This window comes from Saccharopolyspora sp. NPDC045941, assembly GCF_056431445.1.
The window spans coordinates 233,747-246,092 of record NZ_JBWKKU010000001.1; the positions used below are offsets into that span (position 1 = coordinate 233,747).

Here is a 12,346-nt window from a genome sequence, read left to right on the forward strand (position 1 = left end):
AAGGACGCGGCTGCCTTCGGGGATAGCGGGTTCGTCACCGGGCTCCTCGATCTCGTCGGGTTCCCGGTCGGTGCAGATGACGACGGCTTCAGCGGCGATCTCGTCGCTCAGCAGCCGCGAGTGGCTCAGCCGTCGAGGGCGTCGATGACGGCCCGGGTGGCGGCTTCGGTTCCGCTCTCGGGGCAGCCGCCGGGGAGCAGCCGGATGCAGCCCTGGCGGTATGCCCGGGCCACGGCATCCTTGATGCGCGCCGCGGTCGACCGGTCGCCGAGGTGTTCCAGCATGAGAGCGGCCGCGAGGATCTGCGAGGTCGGATTCGCCTTGTCCTGCCCGGCGATCGCGGGGGCGCTGCCGTGGATGGGTTCGAAGTAGGCGGCGTGGTCGCCGATGTTGCCGGACGGGCACATGCCGAGCCCGCCGACGGTCGCCGCACCGACGTCGCTGAGGATGTCGCCGAGGAAGTTCTCCATGACGAGCACGTCGAAGTGCCCGGGATCGGCGACGAGGTCGTGCCCGGCGGCGTCGGCGTAGCGGTAGTCCCGCTCGATGTCGGGGTAGTCGTCGGCGATCTCGTCGAAGATCGCCCGGAAGAAGGCGAAGCTGCGCAGCACGTTGCTCTTGTCCACGCAGGTCACGCGGCGGACGCGGTCGGCGGGCGCGCCATTTCTCCGGCGCGCGAGCTCGAACGCGAAGCGGACGACGCGTTCGGTGCCTTCCCGGGTCATGAGCAGCTGGTCTGCGACGGCGCGGTCGTTGCCGACGCCACGCCCGCGTGAGAGGTAGAGCCCCTCGGTGTTCTCGCGCACGATGACGTAGTCGATGCCCGATTCGGCGCTGCGCAGCGGGGTCGCAGCGCCGGGGAGCAGGGTGATCGGGCGGACGTTGGCGTAGGTGTCGAGCCCGCCGCGCAGGATCCCGCCGAGGATTCCGGCCTCGGTGCCGTCAGGGTGGCGGACATCGGGTAGCCCGACCGGGCCCTTGAGGACAACGTCGTAGGTGTTGCGGATCCGGTGCAGCACCTCCGGGCTCAAGGCCGTTCCGGTGCGGCGGAAGGTTCCCGCGCCGCCGTCTTCGGTGGTGAAGTGCAGGTCGGCGGAGGCGGCCCGGAGCACCTCGACGGCGCTTTCGACGAGTTCGGGGCCGATGCCGTCACCGGGGATCAGGGCGATCGAGAACTGTGGCCGGGAGCCCATGCTCCTCCTTCGGATCGTGTGCCCGGTGCCGCGCGGTCGAGCCGTTCTCGCCGCGCGGCAACGCGGAGAAGACTGTCCTCATCGGACTGGCGATCAGCCCTGGTGCGCCTCCACGAACGCGTACACGTCGGCCTCGTCCACGCCGGGGAAGGTGTCCGACGGCAGCGCGGCGAGCACGTGCGAGTGCGCCCGCGCCGACGGCCACACCATGCCTTCCCACCGGCTCGCGAGATCCGACGGCGGGCGCTGGCAGCATTCGCCGTTCGGGCACTTCGACTTGGAGTGGTTGTTGGTGTCCCGGCCCCGGAACCACCGCGACTCCGTGTAGGGGACGCCGAGGGTGATCGCGAAGTCCCGCCCGCGGCTGGGGTCGACGTGCGCGACGCACCAGTGCGTGGCACCGGGCTTGTCGGTGTACTGGTAGTAGGTCGAGTAGCGGTCCGAGGAGGCGAACACCTGCCGGCCCGCCCAGTACCGGCACATCCGCTGTCCCTCGATGGCGCCGGTCGGGTCGCTGGGGAAGACCAGCCCGTCGTTCTCGTACGCCTTGTAGATGATGCCGGTCTCGTCGTTGCGCACGAAGTGGCAGACGAGGTCGAGGTACTGGGTGGCGAGGTTGGTGAACCGGTGCGCGGCCATCTCGTAGGACACCGAGAACACGTCGCGCAGGTCTTCCACGGCGAGGTCGCGCTCGGCCTTCGCGTCCTGCAGGAACGGCACCGCCGTCTGCTCCGGGACCAGGACCGCGGCGGCGAAGTAGTTCGCCTCCACGCGCTGCCGCAGGAAGTCGGCGAAGTCGCGGGGCTGCCGGTGACCGAGGCTGAGGTGGCCCAGAGTCTGCAGCAGGATCGTCCGCGGGCTGTGCATGCCCAGCGATTCGCGGCGCAGGAAGATCCGCCGGTTCTTCAGGTCGGTCACCGAGCGCACCGAGCGGGGCAGGTCGGTGACGAACCGCAGCCCGTAGCCGAGGTGCGTGGCGATCGACTGGATCAGCCCCTCCGACAGCGGGCCGCCGTGGTAGCCGACCTTGTCGAGGATGCCGGCGGCGGTCTTCTCGATCTCGGGGAAGTAGTTGCCGTGCTCGCGCATCATGCCGCGCAGCTCGGCGTTGGCCTTGCGGGCTTCTTCGGGCGTGGCGACCTGCTTCGTTTCGCGGCGCTTGAGCTCTTCGTAGAGCGCGAGGACGTGTTCCAGCGCTTCGGTGGGGACGCGCTTGCCGACCTTCAGCGGCGGCACGCCGAGCCGCTGGTAGAGCGGGTCGAGCTGGGCCTTCTCCACGGCGATCTCCAGCTCGGCGCGCCGGTTCGGCGGCTTCTTCGACAGCAGCTCGTCGACGGAGGTGCCCAGCGCATCGGCCAGCGAGCGCAGCAGCGACAGCTTCGGCTCGCGGTGGCCGTTCTCCAGCAGCGACAGCTGCGACGGCGCGCGCCCGACCCGCTCGCCCAGCTCGACGAGGGTGAGCCCGGCCGCGCGCCGCAAGTGCCGCAGCCGCTGACCGAAGACCAGAAGGTCGTGTTCTGTTGAAAAATTACGGTCTTCTTCAGTGGCGAACTCCGTCATGGCGTTGATGCTAGCAGAAAAAATTCAAAAATTACCTCGATATTCTGGTCGTGTTTCGCTGGATCAGGGCCAAGACTGGGATCAACAAGCCGCAGGGCAATCCCGGAAGGGGAACATCATGAGCATCCGCGAGCAGGCGAAGCAGGCAACCGAAGAACTCCAGCGCGACTGGGACACCAACCCGCGTTGGAAGGGCATCGAGCGCACGCACTCGGCCGAAACGGTCATCCGCCTCCGCGGTTCCGTGCGAGAGGAGCACACCCTCGCCCGGCAGGGCAGCGAGCGGCTGTGGAAGCTGCTGAACGAGACCGACTACGTCAACTCGCTCGGCGCGCTGACCGGCAACCAGGCGGTCCAGCAGGTCCGCGCCGGTCTGCAGGCCATCTACCTGTCCGGCTGGCAGGTCGCCGCGGACGCCAACCTGGCCGGCGAGACCTACCCGGACCAGAGCCTCTACCCGGCCAATTCCGTCCCGTCGGTCGTGCGGCGGATCAACAACGCCCTCAAGCGCGCCGACCAGATCAACTGGTCCGAGGCCCTGGACCCGGAGGGCGCCGGCGGTGAGAGCGAGGACATCCACTGGCTGGCGCCGATCGTCGCCGACGCCGAGGCCGGTTTCGGTGGCGTGCTCAACGCCTACGAGCTGATGAAGGGCATGATCGCGGCCGGCGCCGCGGGCGTGCACTGGGAGGACCAGCTGGCCTCCGAGAAGAAGTGCGGCCACCTCGGTGGCAAGGTGCTCATCCCCACCGGCCAGCACGTCAAGACCCTCAACGCCGCGCGCCTGGCGGCCGACGTCGCCGGCGTCCCCAGCCTGGTCATCGCCCGCACCGACGCGCAGGCCGCGACGCTGCTGACCAGCGACATCGACGAGCGCGACCAGCAGTACGTCACCGGGGAGCGCACCCCGGAGGGCTTCTACAAGGTGCGCAACGGCATCGAGCCGTGCATCACCCGCGCCCTGGCCTACGCGCCGCACTCGGACCTGATCTGGATGGAGACCTCCACCCCGGACCTGGAGGTCGCCCGCCGGTTCGCCGAGGCCGTCAAGGACAAGTACCCGGAGCAGATGCTGGCCTACAACTGCTCGCCGTCGTTCAACTGGCGGAAGAACCTGGACGACAGCACCATCGCCAAGTTCCAGCGCGAACTCGGCCACATGGGCTACAAGTTCCAGTTCATCACGCTGGCCGGCTTCCACGCGCTGAACTACAGCATGTTCGACCTGGCCAAGGGCTACGCGGCGGACGGCATGACGTCCTATGTGGACCTGCAGGAGCGCGAGTTCGCCTCGGAGTCCCGCGGCTACACCGCGACCCGTCACCAGCGCGAGGCGGGCACCGGCTACTTCGACCTGATCAGCACCGCGGTGAGCCCGGACTCCTCGACCACCGCGCTGGCCGGTTCGACCGAGACCGCCCAGTTCCACTGATCCGGCTGACCAATTGAATCCGTGGTCGGCGCGCGGGCAGCGCGCCGACCACGCCCTAGACGCACCAGCGGCCCTGTGGCGGGGTGTCGGAAAATCGCGATGGTGCGAGTGGGCGGGAACCCAGGCGTCGGGTTCCCGCCCGCTTTTTTCTTGCCCGATCCAGTGATCATCGGCGCCGGCTGTATCTGTTCGGACCCTTCGCTCCTCTTTATATGCGAGACCCCGAAACCTCGGGGCGCACGAGCGGAGGGAGCACGTGATGTCTATCGATCTTGGCGGGCGGCGGTTCACGGTCCAGGACCTGGAGGCTTTCCCGGAGGACGGTCGCCGGTACGAGCTCGTCGACGGCGAGCTGCTGGTGGGCCCGGCGCCGGGCTGGCCGCACCAGGCGGCGCTCGGGGCGCTGTTCGTCCAGCTGCACCGGGCTAGTCCGCCCGAATACCGGGTGCTGTCCGCGCCGTTCGCGGTGCGCCAGGACCTGTGGACCGAGTTGCGGCCGGACGTCCTGGTCGCGCGCTACGCCGACCTGACGATGCGGAACCTGCGGGCCGCACCGGTGCTGGCGGTGGAGGTCGCATCGCCGAGCAGCCGGTTGAACGACATCAGCCTGCGCAAGGCGGCCCACGCCAGGCTGGGCACCCAGCACTTCTGGCTGGTCGATCCGGATCTCGAGGTGCCGTCCGTGACTGCCTGGGAGCTGGTCGGCGGCAGCGACTACCAGCGGGTGGCGCGGGTGGTCGGCGACGAGCTGTTCGAGCCGGAACGACCATTCCCGGTCCGGTTCGCCCCGGTCGACCTGGTCGCCGGGTTGCGGCCCTGACAGGCGGTCTTCGCAGGTCAGCTGTCCACCGGGCGCCACATGCCGTAAACGGTGAGGCCGCTGGCGACCGGGTATTCGTGGATCACGCGGAACCCGAACCGCTCGAAGCGGTCCACGGCGGCGTGCGCCGTGGCTTCCAGGTAGACCGGGGTGTCGTGGGCGTCGGCACGCGCCAGTCCGGATTTCAGCAGGGCGCTGCCGAGGCCGCGACCGCGGACGTCCGGTGTGGTGCCGATGGCGGCCAGGTGCCAGTGCGGTTCGTCGGGCCGGTGGCTGTCGGTGGCGTTGAACGTCTGGATCGCCCTGGCGGTCTCGGGAAGCCGCCAGCGGAACACCGACAGCAGCGCCGGGAGGTGCATGAGGCGTCGGCCGAGCGGCGCGGCTTGGCTGCCCGGCCGGTCCCACACCGCGACGGCGTGCGGATGCCCGTCCAGCTCGGCGATCTCGGTGCCGTGATCAAGGTGATCTTGGGTCAGAAGAAGGGAGAACAGTGCGCGGAGCTTCGTTTCTCGCTGCGCTTCGAGCGGCAGCAGCGCTGCCATCCGGGGCTCGTCGCGGTATGACGCGCTGAGCAATCCGGCCAGCGCCGGGGTGTCTGCACTGCTGGCGGCGCGGAGCGCGAGGCCGTCGCGCGTGGTGGTTCGCATGGGGGTGCCTTTCCGATCAGCTCCTCAACTCCGTTATGCCCAAAGGAAAGGAGAAATGCCGTTGAAAGAGTGCCGGATCACGCAAGGTTGATCCCGCGGCCTCGGACGGCGGTCCGGCGCGGTCGGCGCTGTGGTGTGCGCGATGCTCTGATGCGCTCGTGGTGAGGGCGGGATTACCGTCGAAACATGATCGCAGAGCGACGAATTCCCCTGATCGCCGCGCCGATGGCGGGTGGCGTCTCCACGCCGGAACTGGCCGCGGCCGTGAGCGCCGAGGGCGGCCTCGGTTTCCTGGCTGCGGGGTACCTGTCGGCGGATGCGCTGACCGCTCAGATCGCGGCGTTGCGCGCGCTCACGTCGGAGCCGTTCGGGGTGAACCTCTTCGTCCCGGGCGAGCGTCGGGATCTCGATCTCGCCGACTACCCGGCGCGGGTGGCGGCGGCAGCCGCGCGGCACGGGGCCGAGGCGGGCTCGCCGAGCTGGGACGACGACAACTACCCGGCCAAGGTGGAGGTGGTGATCGCCGAGCGCGTCCCTGCCGTGTCGTTCACCTTCGGACTGCCCGAACGGTCCATTGTGGAACGTCTGCACGAGGCGGGTTCCGAGGTCGTGGTCACGGTCACGACGCCGCAAGAGGCGCGCGCTGCCGCGGACGTGGGAGTGGACCTGCTGTGCGTGCAGGGCATGGAGGCCGGCGGACATCGCGCGGTGTTCGACGACGATCCGGCGCTACCGGGCGGCGGGCAGCTGTTCGGTCTGCTGGCGGCGATCCGGCTGATCCAGGCCGAGGTCGACCTGCCGATCATCGCGGCGGGTGGCCTGGTGCACGGCGCGGATGTCGCGGCGGTGCTGGCCGCGGGAGCGGTGGCGGCGCAGCTGGGCACTGCGTTCCTGGTGTGCGACGAGGCGGGCACGCAGCCGACGCAGCGCGCCGAAATCGCGACGGGACAACGGGAAACCGCGCTGACGCGCGCGTTCAGCGGCCGCCCGGCGCGGGGGCTGGTGAACCGGTTCCTGGCCGACAACGGTGACGCCCCGGCGGCGTACCCGCAGCTGAACAACCTGACGAAGCCGATGCGAGGTGCTGCGGGCAAGGCCGGCGACGCGGAGCTGATGTCGTTGTGGGCGGGCCAAACCTACGCGCAAACGCGCCCGCTGCCCGCAGCGGAACTGGTGCGCCGCCTGACCGAGGAGGCCCGCCAGGCACTGCAGCAGGCCGGTGCCCGGCTGCAACCACGGCGTTGATCGCGCCCGCCCGGCAACCGGGCGCGATCAACCGAACACCGCCGCGCGGCAGCAACGGGGAGGGTGGGGTGGGGAGGGGGAGGGCCCAAGGAAGCCGCGCGCAAGCGGCTCGGCGACGTGAGCGGAGGAGTCGCCGCGCCGCTCGCCGGGCGGGCTGTCGGCTCCGGGCGCCGTGCCCGGGGTGGCGCCCGCCTGGCAGGGCCGGTTCCAGCGGATCCTCGCTCGGTTGCCCCGGTAGCCGTCCGCGTAGGTTGAGGCCATGGGGATTGTGCAGTCGGTGAACCTCGCGGTGGTGCAGACCGGGGACTGGACCGGGCGCGTCGGGCGCAGCGGTATCGACAAGCGCCCGGCCGGTGGACCGGTGCGGTTCGAGCAGGCCGGCGTGCACGGCGACACGGTGTGCGACGTGAAGTACCACGGGGCCTGGTACCAGGCGGCCTACGCGTTCGACAGCGAGGAGCTCCGGTACTGGTCGCGGGAGCTGGGGCGCGAGCTGGTCCCCGGCAACGCCGGCGAGAACCTCACGCTGGTGGGGTGCGACAGCAGTTCCGCGGTGATCGGTGAGCGGTGGCGGATCGGTGGGGCCGTGCTGCGGGTGACGGGGCCGCGCACGCCGTGCCGGGTGTTCGCCGGGTTCTGGGACGTCAAGGGCCTGGTCAAGCGGTTCAGCGAGCACGGCCGGACCGGCGCGTACCTGGCGGTGGAGGAGCCGGGCGAGATCACGGCAGGCGATGCCGTCGAGGTGCTCTCCCGGCCGGAGCACGGGGTGCAGGTGTCCGAGGTGTTCGTCCTGAAGATGCAGGACCGCGGGGACCTGGCCGAACATGTCGCGGGTGGTCTCGCCGATCTGCCGGAGAAGTGGCGGGAGTCGATCGCCGCGAGGGTGCAGCGCTACCGCTCGGGGCGGCATTCGACGATGGCGTAGCCGTTGTCCAGCGGCGTGAAGTCCTCGACGGCGAGCCCGGCGGCCTCCGCGACCTGCTGGGTCCGGTCGAGATCGCGCATCCGGCCGCCGACGTAGATCATCATCCGCAGGTCCATCTCGGTGAACAGCGCCATCCGCTCCCGGTCCGGCAGCAGTTCGATGATCAGCAATCGCCCGCCCGGGGCGATCGCCTGCTTGCAGTGCTCCAGGATCCGGGTGGCGTCCTCGTCGTCCCAGTCACCGAGGACGTCGCAGACCACCACGGCGTCGGCCTGGATGGGCAGCGGGTCGAAGAAGCTCGCGGTGACCACCTCCGACCGGTCGCCGACGCCCTGTTCGCGCAGGTAGTCGGCGGCGCTGCGGGCCGGGCCCGTCAGGTCGACCAGGATGCCGCGCGCCTTCGGGTTGGCCCGGAGGATCTCGGCGAGCAGCACGCCCTTGCCGCCGCCGACGTCGGCGATCCGGCCGTAGGCGCTCCAGTCGTGCGCGACGGCGATCAGGGGGGCGATCCCGTAGGTCTTGGTCTCCATGAGAGCGTCGAACGAGTCCGACAGTTGCGGGTTGTGCGACAGGTCTTCCCAGAAGGACCGGCCGAACGCGGCCGGATAGGCGGGGTGGCGGCCGCGGACTTGCTCGATGAGCTCGACGAACGCGAGGTCGGCGCGGCCGACGGCGCCGTCGAGGTCCAGCCAGGGCTGGGGGCCGTCGGCCAGGTCGCTGCGCAGCGCCTCCGAGGCGTCGTTGGGGCCGAAGACGTCGGGCTCGGGTTCGGTGAACACGCCGCGGTGCACCAGGAATCGCAGGACGCGCCCGAGCGGATCGGCCTCGGCCCGGCAGCGGTGCGCGATCTCGGCGAGGGGGAGCGGGCCGTCCTTGACCGCGTCGGGCACCCGGAGGGTGGCCGCCGTGCGGACTGCGAACGGCGTGGCCAGGTCGGCCATAGCCCAGACGTCCGGCGACTCGGGGGGCATGCGTTGCAGGGTAAGCCCGTCCGGCCTGCTCAGCGCGCCGCGAGCGGCCCGCCGAGGGCTGAACGCGCTTTCGACCGGGGCCGGTTGTTCTTTGTGGACAGCTCGCCGATCTCCGATGACGCAGGAGCTCCTCCGCCGCGAAGTCGTTGTTCCTGAAGCGAAAGCCGTTGTGCGGCGCGCTATTCGGCCGCCGAGCGGGCCGCGAGTCCTTCGGGCTGCGGCGGCAACCCGAAGGACTCGCGGATCCGCTAGACCCCGAAGACGCCCTCGCTGATCGCGCTCGGCGCCCCGGGGCTGCCCTCCTTCACATCCCAGGTCCAGAACTCGACGACGTTGTGGTCCGGGTCGGCCACGTACGCCGAGCGTGCATTGCCCGGGCCGAACTCCACCTCGTCGACCTGCGCGCCGCGCGCGCGAACCCGCTCGACGACCGCGTCGTACTCGTCGTCGCTCACGGACAGGGCGTAGTGGACGTGCACGCCGCCCCGGGCGCGGGCTATGCCCAGAGCCGGCTTCCACAGGCCGATCCTGGTGCCGCCGGCCAGTACCCACACCGCTTCGCGGTTGCGCCAGTGCCCGCCTTCCCAGCGTTCGATGACCGGGAATCCGAGCACTTCGGTGTAGAAGCGCTCGGCGGCGCCGAGGTCCGCCACCTCCAGGACCAGTTCGTTCACACCGGACGTCATCGCCATCCTCCTATATAGGTAAATGCCGATTCTCTTTATATAGGAGAATGGCGATACAATGGCCGGGTGGGCGATGATGATCTGGCGCACACCGCCGGCCTGTTCCGAGCGATGGGGCACCCAATCCGGCTCGGCGTGCTCGACCGGCTGCGCCGCGAGGGCGAGATCTGCGCCTGCGACTTCACCGAGTACTTCGGGGTGAGCCAGCCGACGATCTCCGGTCACCTGCGCACGTTGCGCGAGGCCGGGCTGGTGCGAACCCGTCGGGACGGCACCCAGATCTGCTACTCGCTCGACCCGGCGGCGCTGGAAGTGGTCCGGCAGATGTCCGCCCTGCTGGTTTCGGCTGCGTAGGAACGTGCGGTACGTCGGGGCGGCCCGGTACGGTGGCGAAAAGCCCAGGAGGACGGTCCGCATGCACCTGGCCGAAGTGGCCGATCTGGCCCGCCGAGACGCCGCCGACGGAGTGCAGCAGCAGATCGTCGCGGCCGTCATCGATGCCGGTGGGCAGGTCCTGCTGGTGCGCCGCCGGGAGACGGATTCCCGCGGCGGCGAATGGGAATTCCCCGGTGGCAAGGTCGATCCCGGCGAAGATCTGAACACGGCGCTGCACCGCGAGGTGGAGGAGGAGACGGGCCTCAGCATCGCCGAGATCACTGGTTACCTGGGCGCGTTCGACTACATCACGCGCAGCGGCACGTACAACCGCCAGCACACCTGGTCGGTCACCGTCGCCACGGCCGAAGGCGTGCGGCTGACCGAGCACGACGCGTACGCCTGGGTCTCGGAGGCTGACGAGATCCCGCTCAGCGCCGACCTCGAAGGCATCCTGGAGAGGCACTTCAAATCCTGATCGTCCTGAGTGGACGACGGCAACGGCGCCTCGCTTCCTGTGGGGATCGCCCGGCAGGTGATCCATGCGGTAGGCCCGGCGTCGTGCTGGGCGGCTCGAAGCTTCCCTCCGGGCTCGCCGACCGAGCATCGCGGGCTGTTCCGGGCGTGAGCGGCAGCCGGCTCGACCGGGCTGCGCTCGATCTTCGTCGGCATCCGCCGGCGGTCCGGTGTGGGAAGTCGTCCGCGTCATCCTCCGGCTCGTCAGGTCTTCACCGCTGCCCGATCGGGTCTGTGACGCAGCGCACCCTGTTGCATTGGCCGTGTTTCTGGGAAAGATTGGAGTACCAAAGGTTTGGTTTCCTAGTAATTACCGACCGGTTCGGCGGAAGGTGCGTTGCGACATGACCAACGAGCTGGAGCACTTCATCGGCGGCAAGCGCGTGGCGGGGACGTCCGGGTCCTTCGGTGACGTGTTCGATCCCAACACCGGGCAGGTGCAGGCCAGGGTGCCGCTGGCCTCGGCGGAGGAGGTCGCGGCGGCGGTCGACAACGCCGCCGAGGCGCAGCCGGCGTGGGCCGCGATGAACCCGCAGAAGCGGGCGCGGGTGCTGATGCGGTTCCTCCAGCTGGTCAACGACGAGATGGACTCGCTGGCCCGGCTGCTCGCCTCCGAGCACGGCAAGACCGTTCCCGACGCCAAGGGCGACATCCAGCGCGGCCTGGAGGTCGTCGAGTTCGCCGTCGGCATCCCGCACCTGCTCAAGGGCGAGTACAGCGAGAGCGTCGGCACCGGCATCGACGTGTATTCGCTGCGGCAACCGCTGGGCGTGGTCGCCGGCATCACGCCGTTCAACTTCCCCGCGATGATCCCGCTGTGGAAGGCCGCGCCGGCCATCGCCTGCGGCAACGCCTTCGTCCTCAAGCCTTCCGAACGCGACCCCTCGGTGCCGCTGCGGCTGGCCGAGCTGTTCATCGAGGCCGGGCTGCCGCCGGGGATCTTCAACGTGGTCAACGGCGACAAGACCGCGGTGGACGCGATCCTGACCGAGCCGCGCATCGAGGCCGTCGGGTTCGTCGGCTCGTCGGCGATCGCCGAGTACATCTACTCGACCGCCGCGGCCCACGGGAAGCGCGCGCAGTGCTTCGGCGGCGCCAAGAACCACCTGATCGTGATGCCCGATGCCGACCTCGACCAGGCCGCCGACGCCCTGATCGGCGCCGGTTACGGCTCCGCCGGGGAGCGCTGCATGGCGATCTCGGTCGCCGTGCCGGTCGGCGAGGCCACCGCCGACGCGTTGATCGAGAAGCTCGTCGAGCGGGTGCACCGGCTGACGATCGGCACCAGCTTCGACGAGGCCGCCGACTTCGGCCCGCTGGTGACCAAGCAGGCCTGGCAGCGGGTCCGCGACCTGATCGGCGTCGGCGTCGAGGAAGGCGCGAAGCTGCTGGTCGACGGCCGGGACTTCACGCTCGCCGGGCACGAGGACGGCTTCTTCCTGGGCGCCTCGCTGTTCGACCACGTCACCCCGGACATGCGGATCTACCAGGAGGAGATCTTCGGTCCGGTGCTGTCGGTGGTCCGCGCCGCCGACTACGACGAGGCGGTCCGGCTGCCCAGCGAGAACGAGTACGGCAACGGTGTGGCGATCTTCACCCGCGACGGCGACGCGGCGCGCGAGTTCGTCTCCCGCGTCAACACCGGCATGGTCGGCGTCAACGTGCCGATCCCGGTGCCGATCGCCTACCACACCTTCGGCGGCTGGAAGCGGTCCGGATTCGGCGACCTCAACCAGCACGGGCCGGACTCGATCCGGTTCTACACCAAGACCAAGACGGTCACCTCGCGCTGGCCCTCCGGCCTCAAGGAAGGCGCCAGCTTCACCATTCCGACGATGCACTGAACCGGGCGGGTGGGGGGGGGGGGGGGGGGGGGGGGGGGGAGAGAAACCCCCCCAAAGGAAGAGGAAATAGCCCAAGGGGAGGGGGGGGGGGGGTGTTTTTTGCCTCTTGTTACACACATTTTTCCCTTCCCC

12 protein-coding genes are annotated in these 12,346 nt (G+C 69.9%); 7 read left to right on the forward strand and 5 right to left on the reverse strand.

Annotation, left to right across the window (positions count from 1 at the left end; all coding sequences use genetic code 11):
• Positions 1–125 precede the first annotated feature (125 nt).
• Both AC07FN_RS01050 and AC07FN_RS01055 read right to left on the reverse strand, forming a co-directional pair.
• Positions 126–1,193 carry an isocitrate/isopropylmalate dehydrogenase family protein gene (locus tag AC07FN_RS01050; protein ID WP_478393767.1) on the reverse strand — a complete coding sequence of 356 codons (1,068 nt, stop codon included), beginning with the start codon at positions 1,191–1,193 and terminating at the stop codon, positions 126–128.
• Between the two features lie 93 nt (positions 1,194–1,286).
• On the reverse strand, positions 1,287–2,753 hold the full coding sequence (locus AC07FN_RS01055) for a helix-turn-helix transcriptional regulator (RefSeq protein ID WP_132489099.1): 1,467 nt from the start codon (positions 2,751–2,753) through the stop codon (positions 1,287–1,289).
• 118 nt (positions 2,754–2,871) lie between these two features.
• On the opposite strand from AC07FN_RS01055, the gene aceA reads away from it, so the two are divergent.
• Together aceA and AC07FN_RS01065 are read left to right on the forward strand one after the other, a co-directional pair.
• Complete coding sequence (gene aceA, locus AC07FN_RS01060; RefSeq protein WP_452612059.1) at positions 2,872–4,185, forward strand: isocitrate lyase; 1,314 nt, start codon at positions 2,872–2,874, stop codon at positions 4,183–4,185.
• A gap of 259 nt (positions 4,186–4,444) precedes the next feature.
• Complete coding sequence (locus AC07FN_RS01065) at positions 4,445–5,005, forward strand: Uma2 family endonuclease (RefSeq protein WP_452612058.1); 561 nt, start codon at positions 4,445–4,447, stop codon at positions 5,003–5,005.
• 17 nt (positions 5,006–5,022) lie between these two features.
• On the opposite strand, the gene AC07FN_RS01070 is transcribed toward AC07FN_RS01065, so the two are convergent.
• Positions 5,023–5,652: a GNAT family N-acetyltransferase gene (locus AC07FN_RS01070; RefSeq protein WP_478393768.1), complete on the reverse strand. Its 630-nt coding sequence runs from the start codon at positions 5,650–5,652 to the stop codon at positions 5,023–5,025.
• A gap of 186 nt (positions 5,653–5,838) precedes the next feature.
• Between AC07FN_RS01070 and AC07FN_RS01075 the strand changes: the two genes are divergently transcribed.
• Together AC07FN_RS01075 and AC07FN_RS01080 are read left to right on the forward strand one after the other, a co-directional pair.
• Positions 5,839–6,897, forward strand: coding sequence for an NAD(P)H-dependent flavin oxidoreductase (locus AC07FN_RS01075; protein ID WP_478393769.1), 1,059 nt, complete (start codon positions 5,839–5,841; stop codon positions 6,895–6,897).
• 259 nt (positions 6,898–7,156) lie between these two features.
• Complete coding sequence (locus tag AC07FN_RS01080) at positions 7,157–7,822, forward strand: MOSC domain-containing protein (protein ID WP_478393770.1); 666 nt, start codon at positions 7,157–7,159, stop codon at positions 7,820–7,822.
• Here the strand turns inward: AC07FN_RS01080 and AC07FN_RS01085 are convergent.
• Both AC07FN_RS01085 and AC07FN_RS01090 read right to left on the reverse strand, forming a co-directional pair.
• A complete protein-coding gene (locus AC07FN_RS01085; protein ID WP_452612055.1) occupies positions 7,789–8,793 on the reverse strand; it encodes a methyltransferase in 1,005 nt (334 codons plus the stop codon). The two genes, AC07FN_RS01080 and AC07FN_RS01085, sit on opposite strands and share 34 nt — an antisense overlap.
• Before the next feature lie 248 nt (positions 8,794–9,041).
• Positions 9,042–9,479 carry a VOC family protein gene (locus AC07FN_RS01090; RefSeq protein WP_478393771.1) on the reverse strand — a complete coding sequence of 146 codons (438 nt, stop codon included), beginning with the start codon at positions 9,477–9,479 and terminating at the stop codon, positions 9,042–9,044.
• A gap of 66 nt (positions 9,480–9,545) precedes the next feature.
• Between AC07FN_RS01090 and AC07FN_RS01095 the strand changes: the two genes are divergently transcribed.
• From AC07FN_RS01095 to AC07FN_RS01105, 3 genes are all read left to right on the forward strand, one after another.
• Positions 9,546–9,833 (forward strand): ArsR/SmtB family transcription factor, encoded by a 288-nt coding sequence (locus AC07FN_RS01095; RefSeq protein ID WP_358576713.1) that lies wholly within the window; start codon positions 9,546–9,548, stop codon positions 9,831–9,833.
• 61 nt (positions 9,834–9,894) lie between these two features.
• The gene (locus tag AC07FN_RS01100; protein ID WP_478393772.1) at positions 9,895–10,332 is read left to right on the forward strand and encodes an NUDIX domain-containing protein; all 438 of its coding nucleotides are present in this window, start codon (positions 9,895–9,897) and stop codon (positions 10,330–10,332) included.
• Positions 10,333–10,714: 382 nt separating this feature from the next.
• Complete coding sequence (locus AC07FN_RS01105; RefSeq protein WP_452612053.1) at positions 10,715–12,214, forward strand: CoA-acylating methylmalonate-semialdehyde dehydrogenase; 1,500 nt, start codon at positions 10,715–10,717, stop codon at positions 12,212–12,214.
• Positions 12,215–12,346: the final 132 nt, after the last annotated feature.

Coding starts and splice junctions, on each gene's coding strand:
- AC07FN_RS01050 (WP_478393767.1), bottom strand. CDS start 1,193: ATGGGCTCCCGGCCACAGTTCTCGATCGCCCTGATCCCCGGTGACGGC.
- AC07FN_RS01055 (WP_132489099.1), bottom strand. CDS start 2,753: ATGACGGAGTTCGCCACTGAAGAAGACCGTAATTTTTCAACAGAACAC.
- aceA (WP_452612059.1), top strand. CDS start 2,872: ATGAGCATCCGCGAGCAGGCGAAGCAGGCAACCGAAGAACTCCAGCGC.
- AC07FN_RS01065 (WP_452612058.1), top strand. CDS start 4,445: ATGTCTATCGATCTTGGCGGGCGGCGGTTCACGGTCCAGGACCTGGAG.
- AC07FN_RS01070 (WP_478393768.1), bottom strand. CDS start 5,652: ATGCGAACCACCACGCGCGACGGCCTCGCGCTCCGCGCCGCCAGCAGT.
- AC07FN_RS01075 (WP_478393769.1), top strand. CDS start 5,839: ATGATCGCAGAGCGACGAATTCCCCTGATCGCCGCGCCGATGGCGGGT.
- AC07FN_RS01080 (WP_478393770.1), top strand. CDS start 7,157: ATGGGGATTGTGCAGTCGGTGAACCTCGCGGTGGTGCAGACCGGGGAC.
- AC07FN_RS01085 (WP_452612055.1), bottom strand. CDS start 8,793: ATGCCCCCCGAGTCGCCGGACGTCTGGGCTATGGCCGACCTGGCCACG.
- AC07FN_RS01090 (WP_478393771.1), bottom strand. CDS start 9,479: ATGACGTCCGGTGTGAACGAACTGGTCCTGGAGGTGGCGGACCTCGGC.
- AC07FN_RS01100 (WP_478393772.1), top strand. CDS start 9,895: ATGCACCTGGCCGAAGTGGCCGATCTGGCCCGCCGAGACGCCGCCGAC.
- AC07FN_RS01105 (WP_452612053.1), top strand. CDS start 10,715: ATGACCAACGAGCTGGAGCACTTCATCGGCGGCAAGCGCGTGGCGGGG.